Below are 18,835 nucleotides of genomic sequence, written 5' to 3'. Positions count from 1 at the left end.
GGCCCTAGCGATCGTAGATCGCTGGTGACAAGCGGCATCCCGCGCGAGCCTCGACGCCTCACCACGAGCCCGACCCGACGATGAGCGAGGTCAGGCCTCGGCATGACTGCGACTGTCGACCGTACGGGTGCGTTCCGGCACGCTGTCGAAGACCACCCGAGGGCGACGCTTTTATGGGTGACGCGAACTAACCGCATTTCCGACGGATCCAGGTCCCCCGGAGGTACAGGGCCGATCTATGGTTGCGGCCTGCCGTGGCAAAGGAACTTCGTGTGTGTGGGCGGACAGCGTTCTCACCGGTCAGGCTGTCGTGCGAGGACATCGTTCAGCCGTACACTGAGTGTGGGCAGGACCTGTGCGTAGAGGGTTTAGTGTTCACACCCCTCACCCCCGTTGGCGGCGATCTCCGCAGCGAGTTCCCGCAGCGCCAGGGGGCCCTCCAGAGCGAGTTCGGAGGCGAGCTCGCGGTTCTTCTCGAGCTTGCTGGGCTCCTGCTTGTACTTGGGGCCGGCTCGGTACAGCTCGACGTCCATGCCGACGGGAGTGACGTGGCGTTCGATGCGTTCGGTGAGGTTGTGGATGATGCGGATACCGTGGGCGTCCAGGTCCTGCCAGGCGGCAACGGGCAGTGGGGTCATGGTGCGAAGGAATTCGACGAGTCCGTCGGTGGCGTATCCGGCGCCCCAGATGCACAGCCAGTGGTCGACGATCTCGGGGATCTTGCAGACCTGTTGGAAGGCGTCCTCGTTCTCGACGAGGACGATGCCGTCGGCGTCGCAGTCGATCATTCCCAGGATGCGGAGACCGCGGGCGGGCAGGCCAAGCCAGGGACGGCAGGCGGCCGCGTCGGCGACGACGGAGCCGACGCGCCATTGGAGCGGCCCGCGGATGCGTAGTTCGGTGTCCGTCTCTTCGACGGCCCGGTCGAAGGGCCGGCCGATCAGGTTGGCGAAGGCCTGCCGGCGGGAGGCGGTCCAGGCGCTCTTGGTGTTGCGCAGTGCGTTGCCGGCCAGGGCCTTGGCGGTGATGGGTTGGGGGCTGTTGTGTGCGGGCCACCAGAAGCATGCGGCGCGCACGGCGATCTCGTAGACGCGCCAGTCCCCGGTCCCGCTCGTGCTGGAGGCCGGTACCTGCAGAGTCCGGCCGGGCGGTGTCGCCGCCAGCAGTTCCCGTTCGTCGGCCAGTTGCGGAACCTGCGCCATTGCCTCGAGCAGTTCGGCATGGAGCGCCAGGGCGTCGGGGCGGCCACGGAGCTCGTCGAGCTTGTCCTCGCGGACGTCCTCCCAGATCTCGGTCAGCCGCCACAGACGCGGTGCGTAGCGGACGGCCCGCTCGACGCGGCACCGCAGGGTGACGGCCCCGCACTGGATCAGCGCGACGGCCACGTCCCAGGCCCGGTCGCCGAAGTCGCCCTCGATCGTGGCCCACCGTTTGTGGTCGCCCGTGGTGAGCACCTTGATCAAGTCGCGTGTGCTCAGGCCCGGGGGAGGTGCGTAGCCGTTCACGGGGGCTGCGGCGACGAGATCCACTTCTCGGGTGTTGACGCGGCCCTTGCGGTCCCGGGGGACCCGGACATCCGGGAGGTCGTCCTCGGTGCGGGTGACTCGGGGAACGGTGACGGCGATGACGCCAGCTGGCAGCCCGGGCAGTGGGACGGGCTCGCGGCCGTGCGTCTCTCCGATGAGGAGAGGGAACCGCGGTGCATCGGCCTCGGGTTCAGACATGCGGGCGTCCCGCCGTGAGCCAGTCGGCGGTCAGTTCGACGCGCCCGGTGTCGGCGTCGTAGGCCCAGGCGCAGGTGGGCTGGTTGTAGACGTCGGACGTGGAGGCATGGGTGAACCACAAAAGCTCGTCGCACACGTCGGCGGCATCGGTCAGCACGCTGTCCTGACAGGTGCCCAGGATCGTGATGCGTCGCCGCGCGGCGACGTCCCGCAGGGACGCCAGCAGGTCCTTGCGGTTGTTCTCGCCCAGGCTGTTGCCCAGCTCGTCCAGAATCAGCACCCGCCCCTGGGTCTCGGAATCCGCGAGCAGTGCGGCCAGGACCAACTGCACGGCATACACCTTCACCTGGGCGCTGTTGGCGTTCTCCCGGTAGGAGATGAACCTGCTGTAGGGCGAGCGTTTCCAGCGCGGTGTCACCTCCCACCGCCACGGGCGTGGCCCGTCGGGCCGCACGCTGTGCACCTCCAGCGTGGCGCCGTGTCCGCCCGGGCGTTGCAGGTCGAGCTGGTTGAAGGCCTGATCGATCTGCTTGAACAGGCCGTCGAGATGCTGCTCGATCATGTCCTGCAGCGTGGTGAGCTGCTGGGCGCTCTCGTCGACCCCGGCGACGAGCTCGTCCCAGGCGCCCTGCCGCAGCTCGCGTTCGGCCTCGATCCGGGCGGCGGTGACGCGGTCCATGTCGGCCTGGCCGTCGAGCCGGATCCGCAAGGGGGCCGCGGCGTCCTCGAAGCCGACTACGGGCGGCGTTGCCGGGTCCTGCGCGGCCAGGTCGCGGCACAACTCCATTCCGCGCAGCAGGTCTTCGTGCATGTCGGCAGGCTGGCCCTCGCGCAGCCCGTAGCGTTCGTAGGCGAGGCGCAGCCGGCCCTCGGCCGCCCGGTGCAGGAGCCCGGGGCGGGGCGATCGTCCCTCCGGTGCGGCCAGTTCGTCGGCGGCCTCCTCGAGGCTGCCGCTCCACCGGGACTGCCAGGCCTGCACCTGCAGACGCTCACGCTCCCGCTCGAGCGCGGCGATCGCCTGGCCGGCCGCCCGCGCGGCCTCCGCCGCTGCCCGGGCCGTCAGCGTGGCCGTCTTCACCTTCTCCGCGTGGCTGGCCGCCAGGTCCCGGGCCTTTTCATAGGCGGCCAGCTTCTGTGCCACGTCGTCGACGACCTCTCCCATTGCCCCGACCACGGCGGCGAGTTGCTTGTCGAGTTCCATCTCGCGTTCCTGCAAGTCGTCCAGCTGCTGCATCGCGGCCGCCGCCCGGTGCTCGCCCTCGGCGAGGACCCGTGCTGCCCGTTTCTCTCGCTGGACGTTCCGCGCGGACTCGACGTCGCCTCTGCGCGCCTCCAGGTCCTGTTCGGCGCGCTGCAGCCGCAGGGCCCGCCCGGCGAGCGGATCGGGGAACCCGCCGACCACCGTCAGGTGCAGGCGATCGTCGCGGGCCCCGGACGGGCAGGACAGCGCCGCGAGGCGCTGCTCGAGGGCTGTGAGGAACCCGGAGATGCAACGGTCGCTGCTCACACCGTCGAACACGGCGGTCGGGGCACCGGCGGTATCGGCGGCGACGACCAGAGCGCCGGGCAGCGAACGCAGGGCCTCCAGCGCCTCGTCCGCCCGTCCCGCGTCCACCACTACGGCGTCGCGCCACGGGCTCAGCCGGGGCTCCCAGACTGCGCGTGCCGCCTCGGACAGATGCAGCTGGTCCAGCAGTCCCACGGCGCCGATGCCCGCGGTCTCCAGGACGGCGATGGCGGCACCGGCCTGCCCGTGTCTGCCCTGCTCGACCTCGGCCAGCACCTGCTCGGCGGCATTCACCGCCTCTTGTGCATCCTGCAGGTCCCGGCCGGCGGTGAACTCCTGGCCCCGGGCTGCCTCCAGCAGCTGCCGGGCTGTGTCGGGGGATGTGCCCTGCCATCCGTCCGCCTGCGGCAGAAGTTTCGCCCGCTTCCCCTTCAGGTCCTCCTTGCGGGTCTCTAGCTGGGTGCGCCGGCGTTCCGTCTGCCGCAGCAGGTCCTGAGCGTCCGACCAGGTCTGTCGGGCCACTCCTGCGACCTCGGACAGGCCGGTGGCCGCGCGGAGCGCATCCAGGGCGTCCCGGGTGCCCTGGGCGTCCTCCCGGCACTCCGCGGCCGCCTTCCGCAGCCCGCCGCCCTTGGCCACGAGCTCCCGGTCCGCCTCGGTGGCCCGTACGTAGCAGGTCGCGACGTACCGCCGCCACTGCGACTGCCCCTCCTCCAGGGCCAGCCGGGCCGCGTCCCGGGCACGCACGCCCGACAGGACGGTCTCGTCCGCGGTGTCCGCCTCCTCGTTCTCCTTGCGGACCTGGTCCATGCGCACCCGGCGGTCCAGCGCCTGTCCGCGCAACGCTTCCTCCTGCTCCAGCAGCTCGGTCATTCCCGACAGCGCGATCAGCGAGGCGCCGATCGCCTCCGGCTCCATCTCGGACAGCTGCTGGCTCAGCAGCGACGGCACGGCCGGACGCAGAGCCGTATCGAGATAGGTCAGACACCGAGGGGCGTTGCCGTACAGTTCACCGGCCATCCGACGCGCCGACACCACTCCACCGCCCAGCTCGCGCCACAACGCATCGGCCTGCTGCGTGCGCTCGGTGTGGGTGGCCCCGTCGGCCACATGCAGTCCCTGCACCCACTTGACCTGCACGTAGGGCGCGGTGGTCGCGATCCGAACCCACACCGTCAGGGCGCTCGCGGGGGCGCGGTCCGGCTCGGCGAAGACCCCGATCACATAGCCGTGCGGTGCGGCCGATGCCTGCTGGGCCCGGTCCACTCCCGCGGCATCGGGCTTGAAGAGGATCTCGCTGGCATACCGGCCGCCGTTGGACTCAAAGCGCCACTGCGGATCAGCCAGCAGCACGGAGACGGCGATGAGGAACGAGGTCTTGCCGGAGCCGTTGGAGTCCTCGCGCGGCCCCATACCGGAAACCGCGATGAACCCCTCCGGCACCACCGGCACCGCGTGCGTGGTCAGCCGTGCGATGTCGAAAGTCTGCAGGGCGACCAGATGCCGGCCCCCGACGACCCCGCGCCCTTCATTCAGACCGGGCAGTGCCTCAACCACCGCTCTCCTCCCCGCCGTTGCTCCGATCCTCGCCCGGCCCCTCCCGGCGACGCTGGATGGACTCGGCCAGCGCCCCGTGCGGGTCCGCCAGCAGCACCAGCTCCTCGAACAGCCTCGTCTCGACCCGGGGCGTCAGTCGCAGGAACTGGTGCCCGAGCAGCAGCCCCGGCCGAACCGAGCGCACCAGATCGGCGTCGACCAGCCGCCGCAGGGCCGCGTCCAGGACCCCGTCGGAGACGGCGGCCTCCCGCAACCGTTCCTTGCGCACCGGCTCGCCCTGCGTCCACAACGTCTCCGGGAGCACCGCACCGGACGCCCGGGGGATGACCACGGAGAACAGCACGACCAGCGTCAGCACCGCGCGGTCCTCGACGGGCAGGACACCGAGCCCCTCCCGCACCAGCCGCCCGCGGATCTTATCGTCGTAGCCGGACAGATAACCGGGGCCGACCGCCAGCAGAGTCCGGCCCGCCGAGGCCAGCACGCTCTCGACCACCATCCGCAACGGCGTCTCGGCTAACGCCCGGTAGCCGGAGGCGGGCACCGGCAGCATCGACGTCTCCACCGCGTACACCGCGGCCTGCACATCCGCTCGGCGCTGCGGCGACAACGCCTCCAACAACCCTGTATCCACGCCCCTACCCTTCCTCGATGTGAGGCAGCACCGGATAGCCGCGGCGCAGCTCGTCCACGTCCCGCTCCGGCCAGGCCGCCACCACCGGCCCCAGCCGCACCATGCCGTCCCCGGCGTCCGCGGCCAGATATCCGCACGCCCGCAGCACCCGCAGCGCCTTGCGGTACGGGGCCGTCGGCGCGTAATGCGCGATGCCCGCACGCACCGTCACCGCATCGGGCGGCACGACCGCGGCGAGCACGTCCTCCTCGGCCGCAGCCGTGCCGGGGTAGGGGGTTTGTTCCACATCCGTCCAGCACGCCCGCAGGCACGCCCCCAGCATCAGCAGCACCGACGGCGAGGCCTCCCGGTGCGTGCCGCTCCGCTCCTGGCCGGCCCCGGCCAGCTCAACATCCTGCCCCCACGTCACCAAAAACCCCGCGGCACCGTCGCCCGCAGCGAGGGTGACCAGCCTCCGCTCCACGGCCTCCGCCGCACGGCCCAGGCGCTGCAGGACGTCCGCCTCGTCCGGCACCGGAACCACCCGCAGGGCCCGCGCCCGGGCCAGCAGGTAGGCGTCGTCACCGCTCATCGGCGTCTTCCGGCAGGGTCTGTGACACCTCGTCGACGGCGGACGTGTCCTGCGGGACACGGAACAGCGACACCGGAGACGCGTACGTCACCGGCCCGGCCGGATCGATCGCGAGCCCGCCGGACACCTCCACCATGAACGGCACCGACGGGTCAGCCGAGGCACGCAGAACACGGGCGAGCATCGTGACAGCCGCCCTCCACGACCGTCCCCGCAGCGCCTGCGTCAGGTCCGCTTCGTCCCGCCCGCCGATCAGCAACTCCATCGCGGCGAGACGCTGTTCCCGCAGTGCAGCGGCACGCGCCCGCGCCGTCTCGACCGGATCGGGCCCCGGCGCTGGCTCCGGCGGGGGAGCGGCCCGCCTACGCGGAGCGGGCGGACGGTGCTTCTCGGCCGCCTCCAAAATCCCCGCCGGCGACACCTGCATTGCGGGCGGATCGAACACCACCTCCGAGAACACACCGGCCAGCGCCGCCACCGACGACGTCAGTGCAGCCGTCCGATACTGCTCCGCCGGGAGCATGCTGAAGTCCCGCCGCGTACTGGCCTGGGCCAGCAGCCGGTCATAGAACTCGTCGACGGCCGCGGAGTAGCGCAGCGCTTCCCGGATCAGGTGTGTCCCATCCGCCCGCAGCCCCGGAAAGTCGCGGGACACCATCTCCACCAACCGCCGGGCGTTGACCATCAGCGCCGCCTTCGCACGATGATGATGACGCTGCCCGAGCAGCTCCTCGATCGGGCGGGACCGGACCCGCCGCAGCAGATAGTCCGTGGTAATGCGCAAGTCGCGCCGCACACGCCTGAGCTTGCGCACCAGCTCCTTCTCGTCCAGTACTCCCTCGGCCACATCCCGCTGCGTCCGGTCGAGGAGAGACATGATATCCTCCACCCCACCGGCCTCGGCCAGACGCTCGAAGACGAGCAGCGCAGCGCCGCTGGTGGGATTGAACACGTAGCGGCCCTCGTGTGCCTTCTCCCGCACCCGCTCCAGCAGCCGCAGCGCGACGAAGACCCCGAACCGCTGCTCGAACGCCTCCGGACCAGCCACCGCAGAGCAGGCCGCCTCGAGCTCGGAACGCGTCAAGCCCCGCTCGGACGACAGATCACCAAACGCATCGTGGATGGCCTCGGCGATCCGCAACGACGTGGCGTCCTCTACCACCGCACCGCGAGATGCCGCGACCGGAGCGATGAAAGGAGGCAACTGTGCCTGCAAGTCATCCTCAGGATGCGAACCGGAGAACAGGTCCGGCCCGTTTTGCCCGCGCATACCGGCCAAGCGTCCCCCCACGGTACGTCAGCAACTCCCCACTACCGACATTACGCCCCACCTGCTGCTCCAGAGCCCGAAGCACAACACCGGCCACAGCCTGGCCAATTCTCGCCCCTCCGGTTGCACGCCGTCCCGGCGTGGACCGAGACGCTGTCCTTCACGAGCAAGCCCGGAGCGGGACACCTCCGACCAGGCGTAGGTGTCCCGAACTTCTCCACGACCACGGGGAAGGCGTTCATTAGCATCGAGCGGCCTTCGACCTGGCTCTGATGTCGTCATCCGGCCCCGCCCGGACGGCTGGAGCTGGCCCAGTTCGTGAAGATCCATGACCGTTCGACGTGGCCGGGGCTATCGGTTGCCGCTGGTCATGGCCAGGCGAAGGCGGGGCCGCTTCGAGCCGTCACTTCACAATTTGGAGCCAGTGGAGAACATCATGGTGGGGCTGCTGAACAACGTGTAAGCCACTTCGACCTCCGCTCCTTTGTCGGTAACAGCGGCACGATCTGAGCGCGTTCTAGGCGTGGGATGCCTAAGCGTTGTCCCGTAAATGATCTAGGACGTGTGCGTTGACCTGCCTGTTCGTCGTCACCCGACGAGGGCGAGGTTGTGCAGGCGGGCGATGCCGAGCATCGCGTGGTGGACGCCTTCGCCCTTGAGGCGGCAGTCGCGGAGGATCTTCCAGGTCTTCATCCGGGCGAAGGCGTGCTCGACACGGGCGCGGACCTTGCGGTGGGAGGTGTTGTGTTCCTCTTTCCATGCCTCCAGTTCGCTCTGGCCGGGTTCACGGCGGTGCGGGATGACCAGGCCGGTGCCCCGGTAACCGCCGTCCGCGATGACCGTGGTCTTGCCGACGGCGTCCTTCGCTCCGGACAGATCCCACGCCTTGCAGTCGTTGCGGTTGCCGGGCAATGGCCGGCCGACCGCGACGACCAGCCGAGTGTCTGCGTCGATGACGACCTGGTGGTTGGTCGAATACCGGTAGTTCTTCGACCGCTCGGCGATTCTGTGGTCGCGCGTGGGGACCAGGGTGCCGTCCACGATCAACACGGTGTCCTTGCGGAACCGCTTGCGTTGCTGGAGCGCGAGCGCGGGTCCGAGGTGATCGATGATGCGGTCGGCTGCGGACTTGGACACCCCGAAGAGCGGCGCCAGTTGGCGCAGGGTCAGGTTCGTCCGCCAGTACGCGGCGACCAGCAGCACGCGGTCCTCCAGCGGCAGACTCCACGGCCGGCCCTTGCGCACCGGATCTGCACCCTCGCGCCGGAGCGCGGTGATCAGCTTGCCGAACTGACGCGGGCTCAGCCCGCTGAACGGGGCTATCCAGGAGGGCTCCGACGCCGTGATCACACCAGTCACTGCGTGATCATTCCACTGCTTCAGGTTCTCCCTGCTCGAAGGCGATGCGGCAGCGTTCAACCTGCTCGGCCACGTGCTCCATGAACCAGCGCATGATCTCGTAGGGGATGACGTGCTCGTCGTGGCTGTGGATGTGGACGGTCGGCTCCAGATCCGGATCCTCGTCGGGTATCACCGCCACCAGGAAGGCAGCTCCAGGCAGGCGCGTCTCGGCGTTGGGGATCTCAGCCCACGCGGCCGGCGCCGGGACGGCCGCGCTCAGCTCCACACACCAGGCGTCGTCCGGCAAGGCGTAGTGGAACTGGATGGCGTAGTGACGACCCGCATGGACACGCAACTCTGACATGTCCGCAGGCTGTCACAGCCCTGCGTCGGAGTCCCGCGAGTATCCCGCTCAGCACCTGACGCGGGCGCCAGCCAGCCTTTTGCGGGACAGCCCTTAGACGCCTATTACGCACGCTACGGTCTGGTCAGGCGGTGGCGGGTACTTCCTGAGCCGAAGTCCGTACCCATTGCTCCACAGTCCACTCACGGCCTCCCTGTATTGAGTGAGGACGACCTCATTGCGTACGGGGGGTGACGGGGGAGTCCGCGACAGCTCCTACTTCTATTTCGGCAACGAAAGGAACGGCGGGCGACTGCTGGCGGGACGTCTGTTCTTGGACAGCCCTCGACTCGAGCCGTGGGAAGTCGTCCGTACCTGGACGGACGGGGAAGTCGACCGCCCGTGGGATGGAGCGGCCAGCGACGCGAAGCCCAGCTCCCCGGAGGCTCGTGCCGTGGCCCGCGAGGCCAGGCTCGCGGCACGAGCCGTCGAAGCTCGGAATGAGGCGGCGCTCGGCAACACCGAGCTCATCGAGAAGTTCATGGCCGTCGACCTTGGCCTGTGGCGAGGGGCCCGCTGGCAGGAACCGGTGTCCACGGCTCTCCTCGGCGACTGGGCGAGCACCCTGTACACCCACGGCACCATTCGCCGGGGGGCTCTCTCCCGGCTGATGCGTGAGGTGAGCGAGATCCACCGACAGCTCACGCCACTGTGGCGCCGGCGCTGCGCCGGAGAGCGGTTGCTCAGCCTCGATGTCCCCGTTCTGGAGAATGGGCTGACTCTCGCCGACCTCGTCGCAGGAGGGCCCGACCCAGCTGACATCCTTGCGGGGGTGCTGCCGGGTGATCCGCGTGTGCTCGCCGTGCTGGAGCAGATGTTGCCGATAGAGAGGGCCGGCCGTCGCGCTCGCTTGGTCCCGTTCGGGGACGTCTAGTTGGACCGAGGCGGCCGCCACGGTGTTGGCCCTCACTTCGCAGGCTTACGTGCAGGGTGATGCCGAGGCTCTGGGTGAGCGAGTACGTCGCAAACTCAAGCGGCTCGGTCGCCGTGTGCACCACAGCCGGGATGGCGAGGAGCCGTCCCGGTTCCGAGCGGCCCAGTCGCCTGCTGTCGGTCGAGTCGATGACCGTGCGGCGGAAGCGCGGGAGACGTGAATGCCTGACACCTTGACTCTCGCTCTGATCGCCATGGTCGGCTGCTTCGTCGTGCGCGAATCTCGGCGCGACGAACGGCTGGGCGCTGCGCTCTTGGTCGGCGTTGCCGTTGTGGCAGTGATGCTGACGCTGTACGAGGTAGGTCCTGACTGACAGTGGTCGGCTGCAGCTGGCTGGTCGGCTGGCGTAAAGCCGTCAGGGGCCTGACCCGTGATGCGGATCAGGGCCCTGTCCTGGTGTTTCAGCTGTCCGGGTGGCCAGATTTGAACCGACGACCTACTCGTCCCGAACGACGAGGGGCCCTACGAGGCCCAGTTTAGGGTCTAGGCTCACAGTTGTCTTAACGGAGTTTCGCGGAGTCGAGGGCTAGCAACATAGACAACTGCGGAGCGTGCCTATAGCCGGAAAGCGGGTCCTCCTCACAGTCCGACCTCGGCCCATGAGGGGGCCGAAATGCCTCTGTGCTGTCCTGTCGTTGGTCAGGGGCAGCCGAGGAATCGGGGTACAGGCAGCGGGTTCGGGAGCGGGTGGCGCGTCCAGCCGGTGTCGTGGTCCCAGTGCAGGACGTGGGTCTGGTCCAGCAGGCAGCCGACCCAGAGGCCGGTGATGCCGGCCGGTACGTTCGGAGACCGCGGGGGCAGCAGGCCTGGAGCGGCGAGGCGGTGCCATGCCGAGGAACGCATCCAGGTGAGCCAGAAGAACACCTCGCGGCGCGGTCGGTCGGAAGCCGCGTTGAGCTTCAGGGCCAGGTCCTCGTGCAGCCCGAACTCGACTTCCAGCAAGTCCACCAGTTCCGTTCCGCCGTCGGCGTCAGCGATGGGCGGCGGGTTCGCCGGGAGCGCGGTCCGCCAGGTCAGGGATCGTGCGAGGGTAATCCGTTCGCTCACGTCCCGGCAGGCCAGTTCTGCGAGTTCAGCATCGGTGTGGCGACCGGGGAAAAGGGCTCGCGTCGTCTCGGCCGATTTCTGTTCGTCCTCGGCCCGGCGCTTCTCCAGTGAAGCGAGGAAGTCCGGATCCAACGACCACAGCACCGGGCCCATCCGGAGTGGTTCCGGGAGGGGAGAGGGCGGTGGGGGCTTTCCCTGGCGGCGGTTCTTCTCGGCCTTCCCGGCCCAGTGGTCTGGGTTGAAAGCCGGCATCTGGTCGGACCCCGTCAGCAGGCCGGCGCTGATGTAGCCGGTAGTCGTGTCGCTGGGCATGGAACAGCCGGAGATCACCCCGGCACTGCCCAGGACGCTGTATGGGCACGCCTCCTCGTGGAACTGATGCTCGATACAGGCCGTGCCAGGGGTGAAGCGGTGCACACCACGCCGTTCCAGCTCGGCCAGGGCCGGGCTGATGACGGTCAAGGCATCCCTGAAGCGAGGGTTCCCCTTGCGGCCCCCGTAGGTTGCCTTCGCCGTACTCTCGAACACCACGTGCCAGCCCAGATTCAACTCGGGTACCGCACGCTTCTTGAGGTACGGCTCCCAGGAGCGCCGGTTCCGCTCAGCCACACTGCTGGTCACCTGTGTGACCTCAACTGCCCGATCACCGCCGCACATAAAGTCGAAGCGCCCGTCGGGGGCAGCGTGCACCTCGTGGAAATCACCGCACCGAGGGCAGCGGTCATACGGTTCGACGGTCTCACCCGTGCAGTACCGCAGGACGCCTGCCGCCCTCAGCTCCACCGGATCACTTGCTCGGGGCATGAGCCTTGTCCGTCCCGGCAGGCGCGTCCCAAGGGAGTACCAGCTGTTCCAGCGGCAGACGGGACAAGGTCTTGAACAAGTCGTCCCGGCGGTACCCGAGCCCCGCGGCAAGCAGAATTCGCACGTGCTGATCCAGTGCCTCGATCATGGTCGAGGGCAGGCCGACGGCCTCCGGGATGACCCACGCATCCCGCAGGAGCAGCGCCAGATCGGTATCGCCAACCGGCAGATGGACATGCAGCTCCCACGGAGGGACGGTCCGCAGAGGGCCCCGTACCGCCCGGCTCCGCCGCGCGAGCAAGCGCCGACCGGCCACTTGGAGAGCACGCAGCACCGCCATTTCGGCCATGGCCGCCGCCACGGTCTCACGAGGGCTCTGGATCATGATTCTCCTACTGGATCTTGGAGGCGTGCCGCGGCTGGAGGAACGGGATCAGCGGGGCCGGCAGCACGGCGGGGGATCCGAGCAGCTCCCATTGGCAGTCCGGCACTTTGCCGTCGAGGTCGCGCAACGACCGCCGCATCATCAACAGGATCAGGGAGTCCGACGCCCGGTCTGTGGGGGATCAGTGGCGGTCTCCCACCTGGGCCATCAGCACCAGCCACGACACGAAGGCCCTGCCCATCAGCCAGGCGAGGGCCGCGTCGCCCAGCTCGCCGGCCTCGAGCTCCGCCTCGACCCGTGCGCACAGGTCCAGCGCCCACTCGCGGGTCGCCCCGCTCACCTCCCAGGCGTCCCGCAGGTCCTCCAGGGTGGCCGTCTCCGCCAGACTCAGCAGGGCGCCGCGGACGTCACCGTCGGGAACGGTGCTCATCCCGCCGTCCGGAAGGAACACCTCCTGGGCGGCATCAGGGACGTCATCGACCGTGTACTCGGCCAGTGACGCCCCCGGGTTGCCCCACCCCGTCGGCTGCACGGCCCGCAGCACGTCACCGATCCCCTGCGGCGTGACGGCGGCACCTCCACGCAGCACCGTGGTCACCGCGGCAGCCGTGACCTCCCCGCCGGACAGGCTCGGAGGTTCCGGGTTCGCGTCCAGGTCGGCCAGCTCGGGAGGGGGCCACACCACCCCCCGGTCACGCATGTACCGGGCGATGCCCTCATCGATCCGACGCACCCGCGCGGGAACGAGCCGCACCCGCTGCCCCGAGGCGACCACCTCGTCGGCGACGCGCTCCGCCCACTCCTCCTCGTTCTCCCCCTCTTCCGGACCTTCCTCGCCTAGCCCGGCGCCCAGGCCCCGGACCGCCTTGCCGAAGGCGTCCCGCACGGTCTCCTCCGGCACCGGGTGCCCTTCGCCGAACAGCGCCAGCGCCAGATGAGAGGGCCGAGCGCCCCTCCGCACCAGCCGGGCGAGCGCCACGACCAGACCGAATGCCTCGTCGTCCGGAACCGACGTGCTCCCGCGCCCGCGGCCCAGCGCCCGCTTCGTGTGTTCCGGCAACAGCCCCGCCCGCCGCCACGACGCAAGCTGCTTCGCTGACACCACGAAACCGTGCTGACGCGCGTGCTCGACGAGCTGCTGATCAGCGGAGACCGGACCAGGAGAAGACATGCCGCGAACCTACCTACTTCCGTCGGAAGAGGCCGCGCCTTCGGGAATTAGAGACCCCCCACCTTTACCCGGGCCGGGCGCACCGGGCCTGGTGACCTGGGGGAACGCCGCAGCGCACGGCCCGGCGGCACATTAGGAGGAACCATGCTCACTGCACTGACCGCCCTGCTCCCGACCACCGGGCCCTTGCTCTGGGTCCTGATCACCGTCCTGCACATCTGGATCACCGTGTACGTCGTCATCGTCGGAGTCGCCCTGCTGCACCCCCGCCGCTCCCGCCGGAGGGAAGCCCGCCAGATCCTCGACTGCCACCTCCTCGTCCTCAGGCCCCTGTGACCCTGCTGGAGAAGTGACCGCGGGGTTGTGGCAAGGGCCGGCCCCGGCCCTTGCCATCCGGATAGGCTGGTGTTGCCTTAACGGAGTTTGGTGGACACCAACCGAGACAACGCCAACCGTCAGGTTCGACTGAGCTTCCTGGGCTGAGCGAGATCGTTCTGGGTGCGGCCGCCGAGTCTCCGGCCCTTGCGTGTTCGTAACGGAGAAGTCCTACGCGGTACGGACCTGAGCATGATCGAACGCCCGCCTCAGCTCGCCACGTCGTCTCCGGAGCGGCAACGCGAGGACGTGCTGACCGCCGCCGCGGTCTGTCGGGGGGCGCATCATCGGCTGGGTCGGCGTCCTCGGCTCGTAGGCGTCCAGGGTGACGAGTGATCCAGTTGGTGAGGTCCTGAGGCTTGGGCGGCGGGGTGCGCGCCGCCTTCGCGGTGTCCCGCGGCGGTCGTAGGAAGCGGCGAACTGCCTGAGGCGTGCGGCCTGGGTGGCCCTGGGCCTGGATCTCGTGGAAGCGGGCGGAGGCGTTGGTGCAGCCCTGGTTCGCGCGGTCGGGGAGGGCCTCGGGGTTCTCGCAGCGTGCGTAGCGGCGGGCGGTGTGGCGGGCCAGTCCGAGTTCGCGTCCGATCGCGCTGATCGTCCATCCTTGGGCCAGCAGGTCCTGGACGGCCTGGTAGCGCTCCCGGGCGCGGGTGATCAGCCACTGCTCGGCACCGGTGTGCGGGTCGAGGGCGGGGTCGGGCGTCTTCGACGATGCGGATTCGGCCTGCTGCGGTGGCGGTGGTGGCAAGCAGGGCCGATGGGTGATGACGGTGCGTTCGACCGTGTGGGCCAGGTTGTCCCACGGGTGCAGGCGTCGGCGACCTGCCGGGCCTGGGGTGCTCCGGCGCTTGCTGCCTCCGCGTAGGCACCGGCTCGGTCCCGGCAGACCATCTCGATACCGGGGTGATCTGCCGGCCAGGCGATCAGGGGTGCTTTCTCGCGGCCGGGCAGCAGATCTACGACGTGATGGGAGACCAGGTCGACGAGCACGGTCCGGTAGCGCCGGCTCCGACGGATCGCGAAGTCGTCGACGCCTAGCACGCCCAGCAGGTTGGGGCGGATCCGGCGGCGCCCTGGCTGCGTTGAGCAAGGTGGTCCGGCTGTTCGGGATACGCAGGACGGCCGCGAGCCCGGCGCCGGGGCCCGTCCGGCCGTACGACTGGGCGGTCGCCGGTAGCGGCTGTGGACTCGCCGAGTCGGCGTATCGCAGTCAGGACAGGGCACGATCGTGCCGTCCCGGCTCCGCGCGACGATCAGTACGTGCTTGCCGTGGCAGGCCCCTGCACCTGGACTGTGCGACACGGTGACCGTGAGGGGGCATCGTCGGCCGGGTGGCCTCGGGTGGCCTCGGGTGGCCTCGGGTGGCCGGCGAGGGACGGCTCGATCTCCTCGGGCGAGGCGGTGGCCGCTTCCCCAGCCGGAGCGGCGCCACTGTCGTCGGGCCTGCCCGTACGACAGCCGGGCGAGCCCGGTGTCCGGACAGACGCCGCGCGGGCTGAGGACCTTTCCTGGCCCGGGCTTCGTCGGCGCGAACGCCCTCACAGACGACAGCCGTTACTTCTCGTGAACCTCTGCGAACGTGCGGCGGAGACCGTCAGCCGAAGTGAAGGTCGCCATTGATGGTGCCGGCCTGGATCACGGGACCGCGGATGTCGCCTCCACTGACGGTGTTGTGGACGGTGGTGCCCTGCGCCGAGACGTGCCCTGCTGCCGCCAGCAGGGCACGCAGCTCGGCCTCCGCCGCGGGATCCTCCCTGAGCAGGAGCAGCAGCCGCGCCCGCCAATGGGACTCGATCTCGGCGAGGGCCGCCCGATCGTCGCTGTTCGCGGCGACGACCACCGCCGCGCGGACCTCTTCCAGCTCCGCGTCCGTGGTCCGCGTCCGGCCGGGCCGGTCATGCCCGAGCAGCGCCCGCACCCGATCCCTGACCGTGGCCCACGCGTCGCCCGCCATCAGCTGTACCAGGGTCGTCGCCCCGGACAAGGCCAGCGCAGTCAGTTCGGCGTCCATCCCGCCACCTCCGCTTCCCGGTGATCAGTTACCAACTCCAGGCAAAATCAGCCTACTTGGACCGCTCCGGGGACGCGTACTATCCTGCTCGATCAGGAGATGGTGGAGGTGCGCGAGACGTGGGGAGCAGGTCTCACGGCGTACACAACACCTTTCATGGTGACGCCCAGACGGTCATCCAGGCCGGTTCCATCGGCCGCGTGCACCTCTACGGGGTGATCCCCTTCCATCTGAGGCCCTTGTCCGGCTGGTTGGTCGTCCGGCGCTGCGCGGTCATGGCGGTCCTCGTGGCTCTTGGCGGCTTCCTGCTGAGTACGGGGCTCACCGCCACGACCGGCCGCAGGGCGCCCTGGCTGGTCGTCACCGGGTTCGCGCTGCTGATGGCGGCGTACTCCGTGGGATGGGTGACCTGGCAGAGCCGTCAGCTGTCGCGCGGCCGCTACGAGAACGCCCTGCGCGCCACGGTGAACGGCGTGCTCGGCGGGCTCGCCCGGGAGCAGGCCCAACAGTGGCGGGACGAGACGATCGTGCGCCGCGTACAGGGCCCGCGCCTGCTGCCCGTCCTGTGCCAGGCCGCCGAGCGCGATCTGTTCGACCACTGGTCCAACATCCGAACCGGCGAAGGGAGTGACCAACCCCTGCCCCTCGACGGCGATGTCGCCGAGATCGACCGGCTCTACGGCCTGGTGCCCTCCGGACGGCTGGTGATCCTGGGCGAGCCGGGCGCGGGCAAGAGCATCGCGGCGCTCCGGCTCGGACTGCGCCTCCTGGAGCGACGAGGACCGACCGACCGGGTCCCAGTGATCCTCCCCCTCGCTTCCTGGGACCCGGTCGAGACGGGCCTGTGGCGATGGGCCGCGCAGCGGCTCACCACCGAGCACCCCGAACTGTCGGCACCGACCGGCTTCGGAACCGTACTGGCCGAAGAGGTGGCGAAGCCCGAGCGGCTCCTGTTGATCCTCGAGGGGCTCGACGAAATGCCTGCCGAGCGACGGGCCGTCGCCCTGCGGACGCTCAACGAAAGCCTGGACGAACACACTCATCTCGTCGTCACCAGCCGCACTGATGAATACCGGAACACGGTGCGCCGGGCCGACGTACTCAGCGGCGCGGCGGCCGTGACGCTCCAGCCTCTGACCGTGCGGAAGCTGAGCGAGTACCTGAGGACCAGCACCCGGCGGAGACGGGCGGACGGCACCCCGCAGTGGGAGCCCGTTCTCGGCCGCATCCGTGACGGCGACGATCCCCATGCCCGGCGGCTGCGCGCCGTACTGTCGTCGCCACTCATGCTCGGACTGGCTCTCGGCGTCTACGGTGAGACGGACTCCGATCCCGCCGAGCTGCTGGACGCGGCCGCGTTCCCGAGCAGAGCCAGGATCGAGAAGCACCTCATCGCCCAGTTCGTCCCCGCCGTCTACACGGCCCCGCCCGATGTCGGCAGACCGTCCCGCCGGCGAGCGGAGGACGCCGAACGTCACTTGAGCCGGCTGGCACAGGACGCCGCCCGGCACGGCGTTCCCGGCGGTGAACTCGCCTGGTGGCGTTGGTATTCCGAGCAGGCGAAGGCCGCGACGGCGGTGGCCGTCACCCTGGTCTACGGCGCCGCCGTGGCCCTCACCGCCGCCTTGCCGCCGCACGGCACCATCCGGTGGTGGGGCATGACGCTCCCGCCCTGGGGCGCGCTGGCGCTGCTCGGTGTTCTTCCCCTGCTCGTCGCCCTCGTGGATGTCTACGCCACCGAGCCGCTCCCCGCGCGTCTGCAACTGCGTCGCCGCATGCCCACGATCGCCTGGCGCGCCGCCGGAAGCGGCACCGGCGTCTGCTTCGCCTGGCTGACCAACATCCCTAGTGAGAAGGACCCTTATCCGACCGGCTTCCCCGTCCCCGTGGCCATCATGTTGGGGATCCTTTTCGTCATGCGGGCCGCGCCGAGCATGACGACGGACGTGACGTCGGCCACTCCACGCTCCCTGCTGAGAGCCGACCGGGTCGCCTCCCTGGCCCTGGCGGTCAACCACTCGGTCACCGGGCCGCGCCGCTGGTGCCTGGAAGCGGTGGTGCTGCTGCCCATCCTGGTCTTCCACACCTGGAGCGACCACGCTGGAGCGGAGGTGACAGGCCCGGCGCAGTGGGTCACCGTTGTGTCGGGCGTTCTTGTCATCACCGTCCTGCAGGGAATCACCAACACGGCATGGGGCCGCCACGCCGCGGCGCGCGTCGTTCTGGCGGCCACCGGCCGGCTGCCCTGGCGGACGATGGCCTTCCTTGAGGACGCCCATGTCCGCGGTGTACTGCGCCAAACCGGCGGGGTGTTCCAGTTCCGCCACGCGCGGTTGCAGGAGCATCTGATCAGCGAAGCGCCGCCGGCCCGAAACGGCAGGGGCCGTCTCCACCCGTGGCCGCGGGCCCCCTGGCTGCTGGGTCGCTGGCCTGTCCTCCTCCTGACAGGAACCGTGTTGTTCTTCGGGAGCGACTACATCACGCAGTCCGTCAGCCGGATCAGCCGGCCAGCCGGTCCCTATGCCGCTCCTCCGCCCGCCTGCTCTCTCCTCGACGGACACACGGTCACCTCGGCCCTCCACGGCGACCCCGTGCGTGACCGTGAGGCACAACAGATGGGCGGACTGTACGTGCCCATTCCCAGACGTGATGACGTGTGGTGCAGCTGGCACACCGACGCCAACCGCTCGCGCCTGTCACTGGCCACCGATGCGGAGAAGCCGACCCCCGACCTGAGCGGCGTCCAGATCGCACGGCGCATCTTCGTGGATTACACACGCCCGTACACCCGCACCCCGCCCGTCGCCGATCCCCTGGCCATCCCCTGCGACTGGCAACACGCGTCCGTCACCGCGACGTACGACGACCAGAAGCACGAGACGTACGGGCACGCCCTGCTGCTCTGCCGAAACGTCCTCATCGAGGTCGACTACGACTCCGACACCGCAGCGGGTGTCCCCTCCGACGGCACCGCAGTGCTGAGCCGACTGCTCCGCCTCGCCGTACGCAAAGCACTTCACCCGGCAGAGGCCCCGTAGTCCTGACCCCAACACCAGGGAGGTAAGTAACCCGGGCGGTGGTTCTCAGCCTCAAGACTGAACCGC

At 69.7% G+C, this 18,835-nt stretch carries 17 protein-coding genes and 1 pseudogene; 4 read left to right on the top strand and 14 right to left on the bottom strand.

Going from position 1 to position 18,835, the window contains the following annotated elements; genetic code table 11:
* Nucleotides 1-368: 368 nt before the first annotated feature.
* The 7 genes from AB0927_RS26930 to AB0927_RS26900 form a co-directional block, all read right to left on the bottom strand.
* Nucleotides 369-1,724, bottom strand: coding sequence for a Wadjet anti-phage system protein JetD domain-containing protein (locus tag AB0927_RS26930; RefSeq protein ID WP_366670293.1), 1,356 nt, complete (start codon nucleotides 1,722-1,724; stop codon nucleotides 369-371).
* Nucleotides 1,717-4,788: a hypothetical protein gene (locus AB0927_RS26925; protein ID WP_366670292.1), complete on the bottom strand. Its 3,072-nt coding sequence runs from the start codon at nucleotides 4,786-4,788 to the stop codon at nucleotides 1,717-1,719. Before AB0927_RS26925 ends, AB0927_RS26930 begins: the two co-directional genes overlap by 8 nt.
* Nucleotides 4,781-5,422 (bottom strand): hypothetical protein, encoded by a 642-nt coding sequence (locus AB0927_RS26920; RefSeq protein ID WP_366670291.1) that lies wholly within the window; start codon nucleotides 5,420-5,422, stop codon nucleotides 4,781-4,783. The genes AB0927_RS26925 and AB0927_RS26920 overlap by 8 nt, the downstream gene beginning before the upstream one ends.
* A 4-nt stretch (nucleotides 5,423-5,426) precedes the next feature.
* The gene (locus AB0927_RS26915) at nucleotides 5,427-5,993 is read right to left on the bottom strand and encodes a hypothetical protein (protein ID WP_366670290.1); all 567 of its coding nucleotides are present in this window, start codon (nucleotides 5,991-5,993) and stop codon (nucleotides 5,427-5,429) included.
* Complete coding sequence (locus AB0927_RS26910) at nucleotides 5,983-7,263, bottom strand: hypothetical protein (RefSeq protein WP_366670304.1); 1,281 nt, start codon at nucleotides 7,261-7,263, stop codon at nucleotides 5,983-5,985. The genes AB0927_RS26915 and AB0927_RS26910 overlap by 11 nt, the downstream gene beginning before the upstream one ends.
* Before the next feature lie 588 nt (nucleotides 7,264-7,851).
* Nucleotides 7,852-8,622: a transposase gene (locus tag AB0927_RS26905; RefSeq protein WP_366670289.1), complete on the bottom strand. Its 771-nt coding sequence runs from the start codon at nucleotides 8,620-8,622 to the stop codon at nucleotides 7,852-7,854.
* 7 nt (nucleotides 8,623-8,629) lie between these two features.
* Nucleotides 8,630-8,968: a hypothetical protein gene (locus tag AB0927_RS26900; protein WP_366670288.1), complete on the bottom strand. Its 339-nt coding sequence runs from the start codon at nucleotides 8,966-8,968 to the stop codon at nucleotides 8,630-8,632.
* Between the two features lie 433 nt (nucleotides 8,969-9,401).
* On the opposite strand from AB0927_RS26900, the gene AB0927_RS26895 reads away from it, so the two are divergent.
* Together AB0927_RS26895 and AB0927_RS26890 are read left to right on the top strand one after the other, a co-directional pair.
* On the top strand, nucleotides 9,402-9,881 hold the full coding sequence (locus AB0927_RS26895; protein WP_366670287.1) for a hypothetical protein: 480 nt from the start codon (nucleotides 9,402-9,404) through the stop codon (nucleotides 9,879-9,881).
* A gap of 220 nt (nucleotides 9,882-10,101) precedes the next feature.
* Complete coding sequence (locus AB0927_RS26890) at nucleotides 10,102-10,254, top strand: hypothetical protein (protein WP_366670286.1); 153 nt, start codon at nucleotides 10,102-10,104, stop codon at nucleotides 10,252-10,254.
* A gap of 326 nt (nucleotides 10,255-10,580) precedes the next feature.
* Here the strand turns inward: AB0927_RS26890 and AB0927_RS26885 are convergent, their stop codons facing one another.
* From AB0927_RS26885 to AB0927_RS26875, 3 genes are all read right to left on the bottom strand, one after another.
* Entirely contained in the window at nucleotides 10,581-11,609 is a 1,029-nt protein-coding gene (locus AB0927_RS26885; RefSeq protein ID WP_366670285.1) for a hypothetical protein, read from the bottom strand.
* 166 nt (nucleotides 11,610-11,775) lie between these two features.
* Nucleotides 11,776-12,177, bottom strand: a complete 402-nt coding sequence (locus AB0927_RS26880) for a hypothetical protein (RefSeq protein ID WP_366670284.1) — start codon at nucleotides 12,175-12,177, stop codon at nucleotides 11,776-11,778.
* A 181-nt stretch (nucleotides 12,178-12,358) separates the two neighbouring features.
* Nucleotides 12,359-13,348, bottom strand: coding sequence for a hypothetical protein (locus tag AB0927_RS26875; protein WP_366670283.1), 990 nt, complete (start codon nucleotides 13,346-13,348; stop codon nucleotides 12,359-12,361).
* A 144-nt stretch (nucleotides 13,349-13,492) separates the two neighbouring features.
* Here AB0927_RS26875 and AB0927_RS26870 point away from each other — a divergent pair, with 144 nt between their 5' ends.
* Nucleotides 13,493-13,684, top strand: coding sequence for a hypothetical protein (locus AB0927_RS26870; RefSeq protein ID WP_307128264.1), 192 nt, complete (start codon nucleotides 13,493-13,495; stop codon nucleotides 13,682-13,684).
* Here AB0927_RS26870 and AB0927_RS26865 read toward each other — a convergent pair.
* From AB0927_RS26865 to AB0927_RS26850, 4 genes and pseudogenes are all read right to left on the bottom strand, one after another.
* Complete coding sequence (locus AB0927_RS26865) at nucleotides 13,671-14,468, bottom strand: helix-turn-helix domain-containing protein (RefSeq protein ID WP_366670282.1); 798 nt, start codon at nucleotides 14,466-14,468, stop codon at nucleotides 13,671-13,673. The two genes, AB0927_RS26870 and AB0927_RS26865, sit on opposite strands and share 14 nt — an antisense overlap.
* A complete protein-coding gene (locus AB0927_RS26860) occupies nucleotides 14,375-14,710 on the bottom strand; it encodes a transposase (protein ID WP_366670303.1) in 336 nt (111 codons plus the stop codon). Before AB0927_RS26860 ends, AB0927_RS26865 begins: the two co-directional genes overlap by 94 nt.
* Nucleotides 14,711-15,157: 447 nt before the next feature.
* Nucleotides 15,158-15,241 (bottom strand): annotated as a pseudogene (locus AB0927_RS26855) (site-specific integrase); the annotation flags it as partial.
* Between the two features lie 73 nt (nucleotides 15,242-15,314).
* Nucleotides 15,315-15,731, bottom strand: coding sequence for a hypothetical protein (locus AB0927_RS26850; RefSeq protein WP_366670281.1), 417 nt, complete (start codon nucleotides 15,729-15,731; stop codon nucleotides 15,315-15,317).
* A gap of 119 nt (nucleotides 15,732-15,850) precedes the next feature.
* Here AB0927_RS26850 and AB0927_RS26845 point away from each other — a divergent pair, with 119 nt between their 5' ends.
* The gene (locus AB0927_RS26845) at nucleotides 15,851-18,769 is read left to right on the top strand and encodes an NACHT domain-containing protein (RefSeq protein WP_366670280.1); all 2,919 of its coding nucleotides are present in this window, start codon (nucleotides 15,851-15,853) and stop codon (nucleotides 18,767-18,769) included.
* Nucleotides 18,770-18,835: the final 66 nt, after the last annotated feature.

The sequence above is a fragment of the Streptomyces sp. NPDC048106 genome, from assembly GCF_040706415.1.
Classification (GTDB): Bacteria; Actinomycetota; Actinomycetes; order Streptomycetales; family Streptomycetaceae; genus Streptomyces.
Note: the sequence above shows the minus strand (reverse complement) of the source record. Positions and strands in the feature narration are given on the sequence as shown.